Raw genomic sequence first — 19,993 nt, forward strand, 5'->3', positions numbered from 1 at the left:
ACAGGAGCGCAGCGACGGCTCTCTCCTGTTATCGACCCTTAGCCTGCTTCAACCCGCTTCGGCGATCAGTTCGCTCTTAGCCTCAATCTTCGCGCGCCAGCATGCAATGCTTTTTCCATCCAGTTCCGGGCGGTCGATCTGATATTCGGCGACGATGAACCCGTCCTTCGCATAATGATCGGCATCGTCGCCCGGAAACACATCATTCCAGCGTGCGGCATAGCTGTAGCGGTTGTGGGTGATGAAGCGGCCGCGGCCCTTGGTGCGGCCTTCATGATGGGTGACGGTGGACGCGGCGACATATTCGAACACATTGGCACCATGGCCGACGCGATAGCAGAGGTCGATATCTTCCTGTCCGTTGATGAACACCGGGTCGAAGCCGCCGACTGCCGCGAAGTCGGTGGCGCGCATCGCGAAGCAGGCGCCGGTGATGGCACGGAAGCGACGGTTTTGCGTCACCAGCGGGGAGTCGGCGGCCTCATCGACATAGATGGGGTAGCCGAGCGGCGTCTTGCCGGAAAAGACCACGCCCATGCACTGGAGGCGACCGTCGGGGTAGAGCAGTTTGGGTTGCGTGCCCTTGACGTCCGGGTCGGCCAGCGGCGCGAGCAGCGGCTCCATCCAGCCGGCCTTCACTTCGGTATCATTGTTGAGGAAGACCACGCGCGCGCCCTGCGAGGCGGCAAATCCGATATTATTGCCGAGCGAGAAGTTGAGATTGTCGAAATTGTAGATGACGGTGACGCGCCCGTCCCGCTCCGCCCAGCTGTCGAGCAGGCCCGACGTTTCTTCATCACTGCCATTATTGACCATGATGAATTCGACCTTCGCCCGGCCGCAATGGCGCGCGAGCGCGTTGAGGCATTTATTGGTCAGCGAATATTGGTTGAAGACGCACACGATGATCGAGACGAGATCGGGGTCGCGCTGTGGCGCCTGCCCGCGGATCGTGTGCCAGTCGATCACCATCTTGTTGAGCGAGAGGAAGCGCTTTTCCGGTCCGGCGCGATAGCCGGGGCGATCGGTCGGTTCGCCGACCGGCGCGTTGTGCCACGCAGGCTGCGTGGGCACGGGTGCGCCCTCGAACGCCTTGGCCGAAAGCGCGCGCAGCGCCTTCATCCGGCCCGACCCGAAGGCGGATTTTACCCGGCGGGCATAGTCGGGATAGCGTTGGTGGACGATTTCCATCGCCGTCTTGATGAGGCCATCCTTTTCGCCGCCGAAGCTGGCGGTGCGCTGGTGGAAGACATAGGCATGGGGGGTGATGAAATTCTTCCACCCGGCCTTCATCGTGCGCATGCAGAAATCATTTTCCTCGCCATAGCCGCGCGGGAACGTCTCTTCGTCGAACAGGCCGATATGATCCATCAGGTCACGACGGATATAGAGGCAAAAGCCATTGCCGGTCGGCACGTCGATCGGCTCGGAGACCTGGGTGAAGGCGATGATCCGCTTGGCCCAATCGTCATGGCTCATATCGTCGGGCTTGGCATTGACGATATTGGCGACCGGGAAGGAGAAGCTGCCCGAATTGTCGCCCATCGCCGTCACCGTGCCCGCCTTGGGCGTGCCGAAGGCGACCTTGCGCATGCCGTCGATCCAGCCGTCATGGACGATCGTGTCGCTATTGAGCAGCAGGATATCATCGCCCTCCGCCCAGCGGATGCCGCGATTGATGGTGCGGGTATAGCCCATATTCTGCGGGTTCACGAGCAGGTGGAAGCCGGGATGGCGGGCGAAGCGATCCAGCAGCGGCTGCACCAGTTCGTTGCTGCTGCCATCATTGATCATCAGCACGCGATCACGGGTGAGATCGGTTTTCGCCAGCACCGAGGTCAGGCAGCGCTCGACCGCTTCGGGCGCGTTATAAACCGGCACGATGATGGTGAGGCGGCGGGTCTCATCGTCCCGTAATGGGACGTCTTCCGCAAGAATAGCCGAGAGGGCGTGGCGCAGATTGTTGCGCAGCACGACGGGCGAGAATTGGCGGATGATCTTTTCACGCCCGGCAGTGCCCATGGTCGCGATCAGGCCAGGATCCTTGCACAGCGTATTGACGCGCGCGACCACCGCCTCGACATCCTTGTAACCGACCAGGAAGCCGGTCTGGCCATCATCGATCAGTTCGGGCACCGCGCCCCAGCGATAGCCGATCACCGGACGGCGCGCGGCCTGCGCCTCGGCCACGGTGCGGCCGAAGGATTCCGCGAAGTGGGACAGCGCCATCACGACGTTGAGCTGCGCCATCGCCTCGGCCGGGCTGTCGGCATAGCCCGCAAATTCCAGATTGCCGGGCAGTCCGGCTTCTTTCAATTCTTCGACATAGGCATTTTCCGGGCCGATGACGCGGAAGCGGGCGTTGGGCACCAATTCCTCCGCCCGGCGCGCGACCTCCACGAAATCGGCGATGCCCTTTTTGGGAATGTTCGAGCTGACGATGCCGAACACCACATGTTCGCCCACGACATTGGGCATGTCGAGCGAATCGACCTTGGCGACGTTGGGGACATGGAAGCTGCGGCGGCTATGCGCGAACAGCTTTTGCGTCGCGGCGGAATTGGCGATAACATAGTCGGTCTGGTGCAGGATGCGCTTGATGATCCCGGCCGCATCCATGCCCATGCGGTCGCACAGATGCTCGTCATGGTCGATCAGTTCGCGCGCATGGATGGCGGTCAAGCGGCCGGCGCGGCGCGCGGCAATCAGCGGGTCGACCAGGACGATGGTGTTGCAATAAACGAGGGCGATGTTGCGCTGCTCGATGATGTGGATGAAATCCTCGATCGAGGTTTCGTCGGGGCCGCGATTCTTCGTCCATTGGAAATAGGGGAAGGAATAGAGGCCGCAGCTTTTCTGCCGCAGCAGATCGATATAGTCGGGATTGCCTTCGCGCGGGACGGCGACATAGACGTTGAGCTTCATCTGCGCGAGCGCGTCGAGCATGTCGATGAAACTGCGTTCGCCGCCGAACATTTGCGGGTTCACTTCATGCGCGCAGAGCAGCACCGAGGGCGCATCATCAATGACATCGATCGCGCCTTGACGCTAGGCGGCGGGGTCGGCCGCGCGGCGGCGCGGCGCGATCTTGCGGCCTTCGCGCTGTCCGTTTTTGACATAATGAGCCAGCGGATTCGCGCCTGCGTCGCGGACGTCGGGATTGACCTCGAAATAGCCGCTCGTGCTGAAATGGGGCGAGGGATCGCGGTTCAGCCGCGCGCCAAGCCAAAGATAATGTTCGACCGGGTCCATGTTAAGGATGGCGACATCGGGATAGGTCCGAACATACCATGCCTCGTCAAACAGGCCCGATTCCTTAATCCGCGCAACATCCTGCGCGGACACAGCGGTCGCTACACTGATCTGACTCACTTAATTTCCCCCGTACAATCCAAATCGATTCACCGGCATCGAAACGCCAACCGGCACGCTCCCCTGTGCAACCCGTATGGCCTTGCTCTTTCCGTAGCGAAAAGACACGTATTGTTATCAGGGCGAAAGGATAACGCGGACCGGCCGGAAGATCAACGCAGATGCGAAGAGACTGCCCTATAGCATCCTACGGGAAAATCAGGACGTCATTGCCGCTGCCGCGCCAATGACACATTGACCGTTTAGCGCAATGATCTGCATATCTTGCTGCACTGCGCCAAAATTCTGGCCAGAGCAGACTAGACGGTTGACCGCATTTATATATCAAGGGGATGCAAATCTTCCTTCCCGTTTGGCAAGTGATTTGCTTGCGTGACGACAATCAGAGTGGATGTATGAACGATATCCTGACCCAGAGCGCCCCTCCTTCCGACGAGGCGACCCAAATGCGGACTTTCATCGGACATATTGATGAGATCAGGGGCGGCACCGTAATCGGTTGGGTAAAGGCGGAAGGGATTGACGATCCACTGACGATCGACATTCTGATCGAAGGGATGCCCGTCGCCACCAATGTGTCAGCGAATGTCGAGCGACAGGATGTCGTCGACGCCGGCTTTCCCCAAGCCCATTGCGGATTTGTCGGAACATTGGCGAACGACCTGCCCGATGGGTTGACGCTGGAAGAGGGCATGCCAGTTCTGGTGGAAGTTGTTCTGACGTCCGATAGGACGCCCGCGTTGAGCGGGATGGTGGCCCCCACGGCGGGCGAGACGGCAACCGACGCGCAGAGCGAAGCGGTAGCCATTGAGGCGGCACCTGAAATCCCGCCAAGCGCCGTGCATAGCAAAGCGGCACCCATGGAGGCTGCTCCTTCCATCATAGCCTCCGCGCCGGTTAAGCCGCAGCCCGCCTATTCCTGCAAGGCCCGGATCGAGAGCCTATCCAAGACAGAATTGCGCGGTTGGGCCGTCAATACGCTTGATCAAGCAGAATGTTTTTCGATCGATATTTTGATTGACGATATGTTCTTCTGCCACGCTCGCAACGAACATCGTCGTAGCGACTTGCTTCGTGCAGGGCTTTCAGACGGGATCGGCGGGATACAGGTCGCCCTGCCCTTGGCGGAATTGGGGTCAGGCACCTATAATATTGGTTTGCGCACGCCCGACGGGAAGGTTCTCTCACGAGAGATAACGATTGAGGCAGAACAACGCCACAATCGTTGGACCAGCTATGTTGCGCCTATCTTGCCACGCGATACTGCGATCATCATCCCTGTCTATAACGCTTATGACGATGTCGTAAATTGCATCGACAGGCTGGCGGCATTCACTACAGACGATGTAGAAATTCTGTTTATCGACGATGCTTCCCCCGACGACCGGATAGCTACGTTGATGGAGCAGGCAAAAACCCATCCCAATATGCGCGTATTGCGTAACGACGCGAATATCGGCTTTACCCGGACGGTCAATCGCGGCCTTGCAGAAATTGGCAAGAAGCATGCTGTCTTGCTCAACAGCGATGCGCGGGTGACGCACGGCTGGCTTGAAGGCATGTTGACCGCCGCCAGTTCCCGTCCACGTGTCGCGACGGTTACGGCGATGTCGGATCGCGCCGGCGCCTTTTCCGCGCCGAATATCGGCAATGATAATGAACTGCCGCCGGGCGTGGATGAAGTCACCTATGCTCGTGCCTTCCGGCGCAGGGCGCTGGGTCTGTATCCGATCGTGCCGACCGGCAATGGTTTCTGCATGTTCGTCAATCGGGCCTGCATCGACGAGATCGGTAGCCTGGACGAAGTCGCCTTCCCGCGTGGCTATGGCGAGGAAAATGACTTTTGTATGCGAGCGGGCCGAGCGGGCTGGTCGAACGTGATCGACGATCGCACCTATGTTTTCCATGATCGATCCAAGAGTTTCGGCGGAGCCAAGACCGACCTGATGAAATCAGGCCGTTCCGTCATCGATGCGCGATATCCAGAATATAAGACTGCGATCCGCGTATTTTCTTCGGGAACAGATATTGGGCTCGCGCGCATTCACGCCCGGATGGCGCAGCGCGATTGCACGGTTCCGCGCGAGACACAGTCCCGATTGCTGTTTGTGGTCGCAACGCAAACCGGCGGCACCCCCCAAACCAACCTGGATCTGATGGGCGCACTGGCCGACGGTTTTGATTCTTGGCTGATGCGCTGCGATAGCAGGCATATGATCCTGATGCGCCGGGAAGGCGATAATTTCAAAGAAGTTGCCCGGCATGAACTTCAGGAAAGATTGGACCCTATCCGCCACATCTCGTCAGAATATGATGGGGTCATCGCGGAATGGCTTCGCCGGTTCGATTTTGAATTGGTGCATATCCGCCACCTGGGATGGCACAGCCTGAACCTTCCGCGCATTGCCAAGGCGCAGGGTTGTACCGTGGTATTTTCCTTTCACGATTTTTATGCCCTTTGTCCGTCGATCAAGTTGATGCGCGCGGATGGCACTTTCTACGGCGGCGATCTCGCCCTGTTGAATGGCACAGCCATGCCGGAATTGTGGCCCGCGGATTCGATGCCCAAGCTGGATGCCGAATGGATCCGGTATTGGCGCACCCGATTCGTTGAGGCGCTGACGCCTTGTGATGCCTTTGTCACGACATCGGATAGCGCCCGCACGACCATCCTCACCCATTTGCCGGGCATCGAGCCGGATCGCTTTCACGTCATTCCACACGGTCGCAATTTCCAACAATTGGCCATTTTGCGCCAACGTCCGCGTCATGGCGATCCCTTGCGGATACTCGTACCCGGCAACATCAGTATGGCCAAGGGACTGGGGATCATCCGTGCCCTGCTCGATCGGGATAGCGCAGGGCTGCTAGAGTTCCACATTCTCGGAAACATCGATCCCACGCAGGGAATCAGCCATCCCCGCCTGATACAACATGGCGCCTATAAGCGTGATGAATTTGCCCAGCGCGTAAAAGCGCTCAGCGTCCACCTTGGCGCCGTTTTTTCCATCTGGGACGAAACATATTGCCATACATTGACCGAACTATGGTCCGTTGGCGTTCCGCCCTTGGTCTTCGATTTCCCAACGGTCGCGGGCCGTGTTCGCACCAGCGAGGCCGGGTGGGTGCTTCCTCACGACGATATTGACGCGCTGTATGAGAAGATACTCGCTTTGGCGTTTGATGTGTCGGAGCAGAACAAAGTCGATGCCGCCCTTACTGCATGGCAAAATGATGTGGGGCCGGGAGAATCGACGCAATTGATGGGTGCCCGCTATCTGAACGTCTACCGGCAGGCGGGAGGCCAGGATCGGGCGCCAATAATTGCCGTGACTGCACCAGCAGACCGACAGCTTCAACTAGCCAATGCTTCCACTTTCATCCGGTTGTGGGAGCGCACCCGCAATAGCTTTGACCGCAACGCCATTTTTGTTCGTATGACGCCAGAGGCGCTGTTGGCCAACCTGCGGTCGGGATCAATTGATGGCGCGATCATCCAACGCAACGCCGTCCCAGCGACGATGGTGGTGCCCCTATTGCGTGCGTTCGACGCAGCAGGGGTGGGATATATGGTCGATCTGGACGATGACCTGCTGGATGTCCCGTCTGATAAAGATCCTACCGGCAGCTATCGTGCCTATGCGCCCTATCTGCAACGGCTTTTAGTTCAGGCGAAAGGAGTAACTGTCTCGACGGATCAACTCGTTACGCGCATATCCGAAGTCAATGAACGGGTCCATCTACTCCCCAATCGTATAAGCAATGCGCTTTGGCGGGGGTATAGCGCGCGCCGCAATCCTGACGAAAATGTGCGCGCACTCTATTTTGGCAGTGTCACGCATGCCGAAGATCTCGCCATGATCGAGCCTGCAATCGAGGCGATCCAGGCGCGCTACCCGCATTTTCGGCTGGCTGTCGTTGGCATTCAACAAGAAGCGACCCCTGAATGGATCGAAAGGATCGCCGTACCTATCCATGCCAGAAATTATTCTTCGTTCGTACCTTGGCTGCGGGAACAGGCGGCTGATTTTGATCTAGCCCTGGCACCATTGATCGACTCGACATTCAATCTTTACAAGAGCGGCTTGAAAGCCATCGAAGGCGCAGCCCTGGGCCTTCCCGTGCTGGCGTCGGACGTTCCAGCTTTTCGGGAGATCGCTGCTGAGTTGGAAGGATTGACGCTTATACCAAACGATGTCGATACTTGGGTGCTCGGTCTCGAAACGGCTATTCAGCAGGTAGAAATCAACCGTTCAAAACGGGATATCATCAAGGCAAAGGCACTGCGGTCCTTTGGCTTACAAACGAGCATTCCTGAATATGACGATCTGGTGCTGAATATTTTGATGTCATGATGCGCGATCCGCTTTCGAAAATGGTAAAATTATAATAATCCCTAGCAGATGACGGATAATCAGATTTTCAAAACAGAAGATGCCGCGACGTGTGGAGCGACGCTTCGTCCAATCGCGCGCGTGCAGACATATCCAAGCATGATGCCGCAATTCGCCAATGTCGAACAACTTAAGGGGCATTGGCAAAGCCGAACCGAAGCTGTCCTCAAGCGCGACATTGCGCGGCTGCCGTCTGCGTTCCTGGCGACGATGCGCAATGCGGTTGTTTTCCAGAATGGCTTTGTGCGGTCGGAACAAGGTATCGTCGTCCAGGAAACAATCGTAGGCGCACGCGACGTCACCCCTCCTCAGGAAGATCGGGTGGTTCGTCATGAGCCGCGACCGACGGCGCTGCTGCGTAAGGCAGGCGACAGTGATTTTGCCCATTGGCTCGCCGAACTTCTGCCGCGGGTGCGAGAGTTTCGGGCGATGTTTCCCCAACAGGCGATACAATTTGCCGTACCTGCTTCGCCAGCTGACATGCGCCCCATGCGCCAACGTACGCTGGAATGGCTGGGCGTACGGGATGATGAGATACTTTGGCTTGGTTCAGAGCCGACGCGCTTTGACCTACTGCATTTTATCACGGTCAACTCTATCCATAGCCATACGCATGATTTTACCGGCTTGCGCCATGTATCGGCCCAGGCGCGGGCAAAGGTGCCGCATGGCAAGGCGCATCGCCGCCTCTACATCAGCCGAGACGGCGCTACCAAGCGCAGGCTGCTGAACGAGCCGGATATTGTGAGCCAATTGACGAAGCGTAATTTCACTATCGTTGCGCCGCAGTCGATGAGTATCGATGAGCAGGTCGCCCTGTTTGCCGAGGCCGAAATGGTCGTGGGCACGACGGATGCAACGATGGCCAATATCCTATGGGGCCCCGAACATTGCGAGGTCGTGGCGCTCAGCCCCGATCATGGGCATGAATTTTTCTTTTGGGATATGGCAGGCATCCGAGACCAGACTTTCTCCTTCCTTTTCGGTGATAGTGCAGACCCTTCCCAATTGGGCAACGCCGATTTTACGGCAGACCCTGCCCTGCTATGCAGGATCGTCGATGCAGCATTGGCGCGGATAGCCCGGAGACAAGGGAAACAGCCAGCTTAACCCGGCCGGGTTTCCCTATTTTTCGGCTACCGATGGGGATCAGGCATGTCAATGCCACCAAGGTGGCATCGACATGCCTTCGATAAGCACATAGATACTTTTTTTACTGCCCCAATGCAGCCTGACGCAATGCTTCCGTCGCGGCGTTGGGCGAACGGCCTTCGGCAAGGCCATGGTGAATGAAGTGCAGCACAGGGTCCATGCCGACCTCTGACACGTCCGTATAATGGGCCAGATACCAGTCCGGATCAAACTGTGCATAATCTTCCACTATGCGGCGCTGGCGTTGCTCGGTCCTCTTACCGGTCAGCGCCGGGAAGGGCAGCTTCGCCTGCGCCAGCATAGTTTGGAGCGTCTTCGACATTTGATGGTAGACATGCAGGCTGGCGGCGCAGGCCTCATCGATCTTGCGATCCCGCTCACTCAATTGCGCCCGATTGGCGAGCATTGTGGCGCGCAACATCTCCTTTTGCCGGCCCGCCTCCTCTCTCGCCTTTTCAAGATTGGCTAATAGAGCTTGATGGGCCGCTTCGGCTTTCATCAGCCGTTGATTTCGATCCTGCAAAGTCTCTTGCGCCTGATCCATCTGTTCGCGCCGCTTGGCAAGTTGCTCCGTGGCGTCGTCCAACTCGGTACGCAATTTGGCCTTCTCGGCCTGTTCTTGCGCAATCAGACGTTGATGCTCTGCCAAACCATCCTGCAATCGCGACATTTGTAGATAGCGTTTGTTGGCTTCATTCTGATTATCATTGATTATGGCGGACAGTTGTTTGACGCGTGCGCCATTTTGCTCCGCCAAAGCCCGCTCCGTTTCAAGCGCCTGGCGCACCACATCAAGATCTTGCGCCGCATCGGCCAGCTTCGCGCTGTGCTGTTGCAATTCTGTGCTGAGATCCTCGACTTGCGCGCCACGCTCGCTTGCCACTCGCTCCATCTGATCGAGCGCCTGACGCTGCCTATCCAATTCGTCCTCGGCCGCCGCCAACTTGGCGCGCCGCTCCTCCAACACTGTTTCCAATTCGGCGACGTGAGCGTCCCGATCACCAACCGCAGCGCGCATGTCCTCAAGCGCTTTGCGATCGCGTTCCAGCGAGACCTTCACAGCGTCCAGTTCCGTGGACTGACCCGCGACCGTTACCTCCAGATCCAGGATGCGTGCCTGGCGTTCATCGGCCGTCTGACTGATCGTCTCCAGCGCGCGCGCATGGTCCTCGACCGCCGCTGACAATGCCGCCTCGCGCGCACGGATATGCTCCTCCAGTTCCATGACTTTCGCATCGCGGTTGCCAACGGTGGCGCGCAATTCGTCCAGCATTTTGCGGTCATGTTCGAGCGAGGCTCTTACCGCGTCCAACTCCGTGGCCTGACCCGCGACGGTTGTTTCCAGATCGAGGATACGCGCCTGTCGTTCATGGGCCGTCCGGCTGATCGCTTCCAGCGCGCGCGCATGATCGTCCAGGGCAAACTTCGCGGCCGACAGATCGCTTTCGCGCAACGCCAGTTGTTCGCTGATGAGCGCGATTTCACCGAAACGAGTCTGAAGCGCGGCCTCTGTCTCGGCGCGGCGCCGATCCAGTTCAGCCGCCTTTCGTCCTGCTTCGGCGAGCTGATTTTGAAGGGCAGTCTGGCGCTTGTTCCAATCAGCGCGATCCTCATGCGCCTGTTTGCTGGCGGCAAGCAGAGCTTCTGCGGCTTGTTCCGTTTCGAGCTGACGCTGGCGCAGAGCGCTTTCGGTTTGCGCCAGCCTGTTCTGCAACTCCGCGATGTCGGCTTCACTCGCAGCGCGCAACGCTTTGAGCTGTTCGTCCTGTTGACGGGACTTGTCCTCCCATTCGCGGGCGATCTGCTCGGTCTGATTGAGCTTCATCTGCCCGTCGGCGACGGCTTGCTCTGTCGCCGCCAACGCTTGAGTCAAGCCAGCCAGATCGCGATCGCGGCTTGCAATCGCATCATCCTTTTCCGCCAATTGCCGATGCAGGGAATCGATTGTCTGGTTGCGTTCGGCAAGAGCCGCGCGAATGGCGTCCCTATCCTGCCGGGCGACCTGATAGTCATTTTCCAGCGCGGCCTGGGCGTGCTCCAGTGCGTCGGCTCGCTTGGCCTCCGCTCCCAAATTCGCTTCGAGCGCGCTATTGGCGGCGCTCAAAGCCTCGCGCTGCTGCCGCGCTTCGGTCATCGCCTGTTCCAGCGCCAAGGCTTGCGCCTCCAACGCCGCAACTTCCTTCAGCGCTGCCGCCTTATCCGTTGCCAGCATTGCGCGCTCGTTGCGCAGTGAATCGCGCTCGGTTTGCGTTACAAGATGCTGTTCTTCCAGAACGCGTTTTTCTTGCTGAACTGCCTGGGTCCGCTGCCGGGCGGTAGCGAGTTGCGCTTCCAGCCGGGCGCGTATTTCCCTCAGACCATCGCGATCCTTTTGCGTAGCGAGATGACGCTCTTCCAAGGCCAGCTTTGCCTTCTCGATCCCACTGGCCTGCTGTTGAGCAGCGGCAAGTCGGGTTTCCAGTTCGGCACGACTGGACGTCAATTCGGCCTGGTTCTCATGCGCTTGCGCGACGGCCTGCTCCAGCGCGTGCTTCTCTGCGGCGAGCGCCTCATTCTGCTTTGCCGCTTCGGCCTGTTCCGCTTCCAGCCGGGCGCGGGCCTCCCTCAAACCATCCCGCTCCTTCTGCGTGGCTAGATGTCGCTCTTCCAACGCTAATTTGGCGCGCTCGATCGCTCCTGCCCGTTCCAGTGCGGCCGCCGCCTGCGCTTCAGTCTCCGCGTGCAGACTCTTGAGCGCATCGCGGTCGTCACTGGTTTCGGCGAGCATGGCTGCTAGAGCCTGCTTCTCCGCCGCAAGCGCGGCCTGCTGCTTGGCGGCTTCCGCCTGTTCGGTTTCCAGCCGGACGCGCACGTCCCTTAAGGCGTCCCGTTCCTTCTGGGTCGCGAGATGCCGCTCTTCCAACGCTGTCTTTGCCCGCTGGATCGACTCCGCGCGTTCCAACGCAGCGACAGCCTTGGCCTCGATCTCCGACTGGCGCGCCTCAAGCGCATCGCGATCGGTGTGGATTTCAGCAAGTTTGGTTTCGAGCGCATCGCGATCAGCGCTGAGTTGCGCAAGGGTCGCGGTCATTGCCTCGCCCTGGTCGAGGAGGGCGTCGCGTTCCTGTGTCGCGGCCTGCAACTGCTTCTGCAGCGCGGTGACCGTGGCCGTTGCATCATCCCTTGCCTTCGCGGCGCTGGTGATTCGCGTTTTCAGGTCTACCGCGTTCCGTTCAAATTCCTCGCTCTTGCGGCGCGCCTCGGCAACGGCTGCTTCCAGCGCCTTTTTCTCCGCCAGCAGCGTTTCCCGCTGACCCTGGCCCGCGCGCTGGCGCTGCTCGATCTCCGCCTTAGCGCTTTTGACGCGCTCGACATCGCTGGCCAGCGTGGCCGTGCGCTGTTCCAATTCGACCTTGGCCTGGCGCAGCTTATCCAGTTCGGCCTTTGCAGCAGCGGCTTCCCGTTCGGCCTCGATTTGCTTGGCCGCGATCTCGTCCCGCTCCGCATGCAATTTCGTCAATTGGGCGTAGCGCTCGTCATTATCCTTGGCGATGGCCCCCATGGCGTTACCCGCTGCCGTAAACTCGGCATGGACCGCATCAAGCGCCGCGCATCCGGCCGCATCCTCGCCATGTTCGGCAAAGCCGCGCAGGACTTCATAGGTGGTTTCAACCCACTTCGCCGCATAGTCCAGCGTCCGCAGCGATTTACCGTCAACACGGTGATGGCGCAGATTGGACGTCAGGAAGCCCGCCAGTTCGCGGCGCAGCTTTTCGGAATTTCGTGGCCAGAACAGGCCTAACGTCTCCTGCGACCGATCGATAAAGCCGACATAATCGTCCATCAAATCATCATAGGTGGTGAAGAATCGGCGCAGGCCGCGTGTTCCGCGTTCGCCCTCCAACGTATAGCGCAGCCACAGCAACAAACCCTTGGGCTGCAGGAACTTGTTACGCCGTTCCAGCGATTGCGCGACCTCGATAGGGTTGCGCAGCGTGTGAATCACGACCGGTTCGATGTCCATCGATTCAAAGACGCTACGCCAGAAAGGCATAAGCAGGCTGAGCCGCGGATCCTTGATCACGAACAGGTTGGACTTGCCAAATTCCGCTTCGATACAAGCGACTGCGCGCTCGCGAAAACGGTCCATCGCCGAAGAACGGAACCAATTGGGGTTGAATTCCATCCATTCGGCCCAGCCCCCGCCGCCGGAACTCAATATCTTCTCGTTCAACTCATAGATGGGGCGGGATTCCCAATAGCCCGATTCATTATATTCGTCCGCACCCATGAGGTTGGGCGATGATTCACAGCCAAGCAAATTGAGCGTGCGAGACAGGGCGCTGGTGCCGGAGCGATGCATCGCCACGACCAAAACTGCGGTCCTTTTCGCGACCGTTGTCTTTGATGGAGCAGGCTGCGGCGTTGCAGCAACGGCGCGGCCACGCGGTGCTTTACCTGTTGCGTCCGCATCCTTAGTCGAAACCGTATCGTTCACCTAAAGCCTACCCCTGATTGCCCTGGTCATCATATCTCTGACCGCTACACTTTTTATGTCAATGCCAAACGCCCACCCGCCAGCCTGTCCGAAGCCTCGCACCCAGAGCATGGCGATTTGTGCCCGGACATGAGCGCAACAGCCTGCAAGATGCCTTCTGCCCACGGCGATTTCCTATCCTATTGGGACATATGCCGCATCGCAACATCGCCTTGCAATCGTAACCGACGCAATTTACACCCGCATTCGCCTTTCATGGGGAGTGATACGTGCGCAAGGGAATAATATTGGCGGGTGGTTCCGGCACAAGACTATATCCACTGACCAAGGGTGTCTCAAAGCAATTGATGCCCGTTTATGACAAGCCGATGATCTATTATCCGCTCTCGACGCTGATGTTGTCGGGGATTCGCGATATCATGATCATCACGACGCCCCATGATGCACCGTCTTTCCAGGCATTACTCGGCGATGGCAAGGAATTGGGCATCAACCTGACCTATGCGGTCCAGCCGGAGCCCAAGGGTCTGGCGCAGGCCTATCATATCGGCGCGGACTTCGTCGGCAGCGATCCGTCGACGCTCGTCCTGGGCGACAATATCTTTTACGGCCATGGCTTGGTTGATCTACTGAAACGGGCCGGCGAGCGTGAAACCGGTGCCACGGTCTTTGGCTATTATGTCAGCGATCCCAAAGCCTATGGCGTCGTGTCGTTCGATGCGAACGGCCGCGCCGAGACGATCGAGGAAAAGCCCGAAGCGCCCAAGTCCAACTATGCCGTCACTGGCCTCTATTTCTATGATGGCCGTGCGGTGGACATGGCCCGCGACCTGGCCCCCTCGCCGCGCGGCGAGTTGGAAATCACCGATCTCAACCGCTTGTATCTCGAAGAAGGCTCATTGTCGGTCGAAATAATGGGCCGCGGCTATGCCTGGCTCGACACTGGGACGCATGGGTCGCTGCTCGACGCAGCCCTCTATGTCCGGGTGACCGAAGACCGGCAGGGATTGAAGATCTGCTGCCCCGAAGAAATTGCCTGGCGGCAGGGCTTTATCGATGATGCCCAGTTGGAAGAAGTGGCATCGCCGCTGCGCAAAAGCGGCTATGGCAATTATCTGATGGACCTTCTCAAAGGCAAGGGTGCGATCGCATGAACATCGTCGAAACCGCCATTCCCGGCCCCTTGATCATCGAACCGCGCGTGTTCGGCGACGATCGCGGCTTTTTCTACGAAAGCTGGAATGCGGACGCCTTCAAGGCGGCCGGGCTGGACCTCGACTTCGTGCAGGACAATCACAGCAAGTCGGCGCGCGGCGTGCTGCGCGGGCTGCATTTCCAGAACCCCAATCCGCAGGGCAAGCTGGTCCGCGTGGTCGCCGGACGGGTGTGGGACGTTGCGGTCGATATCCGCAAGTCCAGCCCGCATTTCGGCAAATGGGTCGGGCTTGAACTGTCCGCCGCGAACAAGAAGATGTTCTGGGTGCCGCCGGGCTTTGCCCATGGCTTCATCAGCCTGGAGGATGGCACCGAGTTTCTCTACAAATGCACCGCCACCTATGATCCGTCGGCCGAACATTCGCTGATGTGGAACGACCCGGCGGTGGGCATCGAATGGCCGCTGGAAGGGATCGAGCCGATCCTGTCGGGCAAGGACGCGCAGGGTCAGGCGTTGGCTGACATCGAGGCCTTCGCATGAAGGCGGTGATCGTCGGGGCCAAGGGCCAGTTGGGACGCGGTTTGCAGGCGACGGCACCGGCCGGAGCGGTATTGAGCTGCGTCGATGTCGATGAACTCGACATCACTCAGGCTGATGCGGTGCAGGCGTATCTGGCGCAGGAAAAGCCGGACCTGCTGCTCAACGCCGCGGCCTATACGGCGGTGGACAAGGCCGAACAGGACGAAGCACTGGCCTTGGCGATCAATGGGACGGCGGTCGGCACGCTGGCCGATGCCGCGCGGGCCGTTGGTGCGCGGTTCGTCCATGTCTCGACCGATTTCGTGTTCGATGGGCTGGCGGGCGTGCCCTATGCGCCCGATGCGCCAACCGCCCCTTTGAGCGCCTATGGCCGCACCAAGCTGATCGGCGAGCAGTTGGCCGGGCCGGACGCGCTGATCGTGCGGACGGCGTGGGTCTATGCGCCGACCGGCGGCAATTTCGTGCGCACCATGTTGCGACTGATGGCGGAACGGCCCGAAGTGCGCGTGGTCGCCGACCAGATCGGGACGCCAACCTATGCGCCGGGCCTTGCCGCAGCGCTGTGGACGATGGCGGAAGCGGGCGTCACCGGCCTACATCATTATACCGATGCGGGTGCCGCGAGCTGGTACGATTTTGCCGTCGCGATCCAGGAGGAAGCGCTGGCGATTGGCCTGCTGACGCAGAAGGCGACGGTCATTCCGATCCCGACCAGCGCCTATCCGACGCCCGCGACGCGGCCGCATTATTCAGTGCTGGACAAGGCATCGACCTTCGAAGCGCTGGGCGGACCGACGCCGCATTGGCGCGACAATCTGCGCGTCATGATGGCGCAGATCAAAGAACAGGGTTGAAGGCAAAAGCCCCGGTCGGTCAGGCCGGGGCTTTTTTCTGCTCCAGACCCAGCGCCCGCAGCAAGATGGCGACGCTGTCGTCCCATTCCTCGCCGACCGGAATCGGCGGATCAGCTTCCTGCAATGTGGTCAGGATGCTGTCGGCAAGCGCCGCCGGGCGATCATCGTCAAAATAGAAAAGCCCCGGCCGCGCCAGTTCCCGGAAAACCGGAAGATCGCGTGCCAGCACCTTGCGCCCCTGGCGCAGCGCTTCAACGATCGGCAGGCCGAAGCCTTCACCGCGCGATGGCATGACGACGAGGGCCGCGCGGGCATAGAGCGCGGCGAGCAGTTCGTCCGAGGCTTGGCTGAGCCAGGTCAACCGATGGTCTGCCCGCGCCTCCAACGCCGCGAGACGAGCCTGCATCGCTTCGGTGCGCCAGCCCGGCCGCCCCACGATCAGGACATGCGGCGCGTCGTCGGGCTGCGTCTGCCACAGATGCTCCATGGCATCGAGAACGCAATCATGGCCTTTGCGCGGTTCGATGGTGCCGACCATCAACAGGGTCTGCGTGCTTTGCGCGCGCGCGATCGCCGCGCGCCCCTTCTCGCCGATACCGCAGCTGGGGTTGGTCGCATCGACGGCACCGCTCAGCGGCATGACGGTCACTTCAATGGCATCGCGCCGCGCGACCTTGTTGGTGGTAAGCCAAGTGTCGAGGTCCGATGCGACCTGGTGCGAGATGCAAATGGCCCGATCCGCCAGGCGGCTGACCACGCCTATCCATTTTGCGAAATTGCGCCCCGTGCTGCGCGGGAACCAGTGTGGGTGCTGGAGTGGCAACAGATCATAGATGACGATATTGATCGACGCGCCGGAGCGACGCCAGCGCGCCAGTTGCCGCTGATGCCGCGACAAACGATGCGCGGCGAGGTCCAGCCCCAGGAATATGTCCCCGGCGCTGGCATGGATCAGCGGCGCATTGGGCAATGGTAGCGACAAACGGCCGTCTGTGGGATCGACCTCTGCAATGGCATAGCCTCGCTTGGCGGTCGCAGCAATTGGCAGGACGGTGATATTGCCCAGATCCATCTGCATCAGGTGCAGCCATATGGCGCGGACCACGCGCTGAATGCCTGTGCCAGCATCCTGTTGGGCGATGGTGGACATATCGACCAGCAAGCGACGAGGGGCGGCTGGAACCTGGTCCGTCCGCTGGGCCTTCGAAAGGATCAACCGATCGAGCAACCCGGCTATCCAGTTCATTCCCGTTCATGCGCCTTATAAAAGGCGTAAGCTTCATCCATGTCAGCGAAATTCGTTAGCGTCTGTTGCGCCAGAACGCCCGCCCGATCACAATGTTCGCGGATATAGCCGTCATTGTGCGACACGATGATCATGGAGCGGTCACGTCGCTTGACGAACAGTTCATCATGACATTTTTGCTGAAAACGCGCGTCCCCGACAGCGACGATTTCGTCGATGAGGAAGCAATCAAAATCTACCGCCAGGGATACGCCGAAACCCAGCCGGGCGCGCATACCCGCAGAATAGCTTTTGATTGGCTCGTTCATATATGCGCCCAGTTCGGCGAAATCATCGACGAGAGCGATGACATCATCGACATTCTTGCCATAAACGCGACAAATGAAGCGCACATTGTCGGCCCCGGTCAGCGATTGCTGAAACGCACCGGAAAAGGCCAGCGGCCAGCTGATCGACATATCCGTGACGATCCGGCCTTCGTTCAACATCTCGATGCCGCTGATCATGCGGATGAGGGTCGATTTTCCAGCGCCATTGCGCCCCAATATCCCGATCTTCTCGCCCCGCCCGATAGTCAGGTCGACATTACGGAAAACCCAGCGAGGACCGCGACGGGTTTCATAGGCCTTTCCGATATTCTGTAGCTGGATCATGCTGGCACCAGATTACGGCTTGCGCGTCGTATCTCCGCCAAAGCGAATAAAGAAAGGCCAAGATTGCATAGGGCCATATAACCGATGTCATAATAGGGGGTGAATTGCGATCCGAAGAAGCCGTCGCGGACACATTCGACCCCGTGTACCATCGGCAGATATAAAATCCATTCCCGAAATCCAGCAGGCAAGGACTCTACAAGAAAGGCAGCGCCGGAGAGAGGGAATAGAAGATAGGCCGCCGGGTGCCAAAATTTATCGATCAGTTCGCTGCGGTTCGACAGGGCACCCAGGAACATGCCCAAAGACGAGCCGAACCAAACCAACATCACCCAACCCAACACGACCTTGAGCGGGTCTTCAGGCAATTGAAGCCAACCAACCGAGGCGAAGAACAATGTAAGGATGAAAAAAGAAATACCAACGCCAACGGCTTCGAGCAAAAGTCGGGCCGCGAATATATCGATTATCTTGACGTTGCGATGGTACATCAGCGATAAGTTCGGCTCGATCGAACCGACAAGGCGCGACGGCATATTGCGCCAGACCAGCACGCTGGAATAGCCCGTCAAGGCAAAAGCCGAGATGGGGAGGTCTGACCCGTGAACCGCTTTGGTAGCTGTCCAGATCAACGTGACGCCGATGGTAAAAACCATCGGTTCCACGAACAGCCAGAGAAAGCCGATATTATGCCTGCCATAGCGGGTGATCACTTCGCGCATCAACAATGCGCCTATCACCCGCTGCTGGATTGCCCAGGACCGCAGGAAACTGGTCGGGCTTGGTTCCTGCATCTGCGTCATCAGTCGCGATGTTCCTTGACGCCGCTCACAAGCATCGAAAGCACGGCCCAAATTACCAACCCAACGACGAATGTGCTCAATATGCCGCGTAAACGGCGCGGCTCGAGAGGATAGTCGGGCTTGCTGGGTTCAACGATCCGTTCGACATAAGCCCGCTTGCGACGCGCTTCGTTCCGCGCTTCCTGAAGCGAACTGATCGCTGCACCAAGCTGACGATCCGCCAATTGGCTTTCGAGCTGCAGGCGCTGGAACTGCGCCGCCGTAGCGGCCAGCGATTTCTGGTTACCCGCGACCAGGCCGGTTTGCTTGTCAATCTCGCGGCTCAAAGACTGCACGCGATTCTGCAACACAGGGATCTGGGGGTTTTGCGGCGTGAAGGCGCGCAATTGAATCAACTGCGTTTGCGTCGCGATCATCTCGTCCTGCAATTTGGAGATCATCTGCAGTTGGACAGTCGCCTGCTTTTCGGGATCGACCACCCCTTCGCGGTTGCGATAATCAGACAATGCCAGAGCGGCTGTCCGTGCCAGGGCCTTCGCTTCGTCCAGCTCGTCATTGGCATAATTGATCAAGTCGGAACGGGCGCGGCCATTCAGCTTGTTGACCAGCGCTTCTGCCTGAACAAGCAGTCGTCTGTTGATCTCATGCGCGTCTTCAGGCGTAAAGGCCCGCACGCTCAAAACCGTGATCGAAGAGGCAACATCATGGGTTACCTCCACTTTCTTGGTATAATATTTATAGAGCTTTTCTTTCACGCCCCCCCGGTTGAACGGATTGAAGCGGTTGAGAATGGACACATTTTCGTTGCCATAGGCATTTGAAACGAGATTGTCGCGATTTAGCGCCGCGAGGGCGTCGCGCGAAACCATGTAATCCTTAGTCGCGTAGCCTTCGTTGGCGTCGTTCGACATCCCGCCGGCCCGGAATAAAGCGCCTAGACCGGTATTATTGCTCTTTTCCGGGCTCCGAACGACAAAACGCGATTCCGACATATAGACGTCGGAACTCATTGTGAAATAAACAGCAGAAATCATCGTGGGTACAAGTACCGCCGCGACGAAGAGAGTCGGCAATTTGCCGATACGTTCAGGAATTTTGATCATCGGTACCCGGCATGCCTATGGTTCGCCCTCGTGTTAGGAGGTGCGTTTCTCAAAGTCCAGCGGATTGAAACCACGGTACTGCGGCTTGCGACGGCCGGAATGCCGTATCATGGCGTCCCTTTATAATGTCTAAATCTCATGCTAGGGCGAAGCGTTGTCATACAACGGGGACCGTTTCAAACTATGAAAATCACGATGATCGGCACGGGGTATGTGGGCCTTGTGTCAGGGGCCTGTTTTGCG

At 58.9% G+C, this 19,993-nt stretch carries 12 protein-coding genes; 5 read left to right on the top strand and 7 right to left on the bottom strand.

The window, feature by feature from the left end:
* Positions 1-48: 48 nt before the first annotated feature.
* Together IL54_RS05145 and IL54_RS05150 are read right to left on the bottom strand one after the other, a co-directional pair.
* On the bottom strand, positions 49-3,009 hold the full coding sequence (locus tag IL54_RS05145) for a glycosyltransferase (protein WP_037473712.1): 2,961 nt from the start codon (positions 3,007-3,009) through the stop codon (positions 49-51).
* A gap of 39 nt (positions 3,010-3,048) precedes the next feature.
* A complete protein-coding gene (locus IL54_RS05150; protein ID WP_052027561.1) occupies positions 3,049-3,372 on the bottom strand; it encodes a hypothetical protein in 324 nt (107 codons plus the stop codon).
* Positions 3,373-3,767: 395 nt separating this feature from the next.
* On the opposite strand from IL54_RS05150, the gene IL54_RS05155 reads away from it, so the two are divergent.
* Both IL54_RS05155 and IL54_RS05160 read left to right on the top strand, forming a co-directional pair.
* The gene (locus IL54_RS05155) at positions 3,768-7,727 is read left to right on the top strand and encodes a glycosyltransferase (RefSeq protein ID WP_037473714.1); all 3,960 of its coding nucleotides are present in this window, start codon (positions 3,768-3,770) and stop codon (positions 7,725-7,727) included.
* Between the two features lie 48 nt (positions 7,728-7,775).
* A complete protein-coding gene (locus IL54_RS05160) occupies positions 7,776-8,876 on the top strand; it encodes a glycosyltransferase family 61 protein (RefSeq protein ID WP_037473715.1) in 1,101 nt (366 codons plus the stop codon).
* A gap of 103 nt (positions 8,877-8,979) precedes the next feature.
* On the opposite strand, the gene IL54_RS05165 is transcribed toward IL54_RS05160, so the two are convergent.
* A complete protein-coding gene (locus IL54_RS05165; protein WP_156106127.1) occupies positions 8,980-13,266 on the bottom strand; it encodes a hypothetical protein in 4,287 nt (1,428 codons plus the stop codon).
* Between the two features lie 398 nt (positions 13,267-13,664).
* Here IL54_RS05165 and rfbA point away from each other — a divergent pair, with 398 nt between their 5' ends.
* Genes rfbA through rfbD form a run of 3 tightly spaced genes read left to right on the top strand, consistent with a single transcriptional unit; the run spans position 13,665 to position 15,945 of the window.
* The gene (rfbA, locus tag IL54_RS05170; RefSeq protein ID WP_037473719.1) at positions 13,665-14,549 is read left to right on the top strand and encodes a glucose-1-phosphate thymidylyltransferase RfbA; all 885 of its coding nucleotides are present in this window, start codon (positions 13,665-13,667) and stop codon (positions 14,547-14,549) included.
* Entirely contained in the window at positions 14,546-15,091 is a 546-nt protein-coding gene (rfbC, locus tag IL54_RS05175; RefSeq protein WP_037473721.1) for a dTDP-4-dehydrorhamnose 3,5-epimerase, read from the top strand. Before rfbA ends, rfbC begins: the two co-directional genes overlap by 4 nt.
* Positions 15,088-15,945, top strand: coding sequence for a dTDP-4-dehydrorhamnose reductase (gene rfbD / locus IL54_RS05180; RefSeq protein ID WP_037473722.1), 858 nt, complete (start codon positions 15,088-15,090; stop codon positions 15,943-15,945). Before rfbC ends, rfbD begins: the two co-directional genes overlap by 4 nt.
* Before the next feature lie 19 nt (positions 15,946-15,964).
* Here rfbD and IL54_RS05185 read toward each other — a convergent pair whose 3' ends face one another.
* The 4 genes from IL54_RS05185 to IL54_RS05200 are packed head-to-tail and all read right to left on the bottom strand — an operon-like array spanning position 15,965 to position 19,750.
* Entirely contained in the window at positions 15,965-17,191 is a 1,227-nt protein-coding gene (locus IL54_RS05185; protein WP_052027562.1) for a glycosyltransferase, read from the bottom strand.
* A complete protein-coding gene (locus IL54_RS05190) occupies positions 17,188-17,844 on the bottom strand; it encodes an ABC transporter ATP-binding protein (RefSeq protein ID WP_037473724.1) in 657 nt (218 codons plus the stop codon). The genes IL54_RS05185 and IL54_RS05190 overlap by 4 nt, the downstream gene beginning before the upstream one ends.
* A complete protein-coding gene (locus IL54_RS05195; protein WP_156106267.1) occupies positions 17,841-18,638 on the bottom strand; it encodes an ABC transporter permease in 798 nt (265 codons plus the stop codon). The genes IL54_RS05190 and IL54_RS05195 overlap by 4 nt, the downstream gene beginning before the upstream one ends.
* Before the next feature lie 8 nt (positions 18,639-18,646).
* Positions 18,647-19,750 (bottom strand): capsule polysaccharide export protein, encoded by a 1,104-nt coding sequence (locus IL54_RS05200; protein ID WP_037473726.1) that lies wholly within the window; start codon positions 19,748-19,750, stop codon positions 18,647-18,649.
* Between the last annotated feature and the right edge of the window lie 243 nt (positions 19,751-19,993).

This window comes from Sphingobium sp. ba1 (assembly GCF_000743655.1).
In the GTDB taxonomy this organism is placed as follows: Bacteria; Pseudomonadota; Alphaproteobacteria; order Sphingomonadales; family Sphingomonadaceae; genus Sphingobium.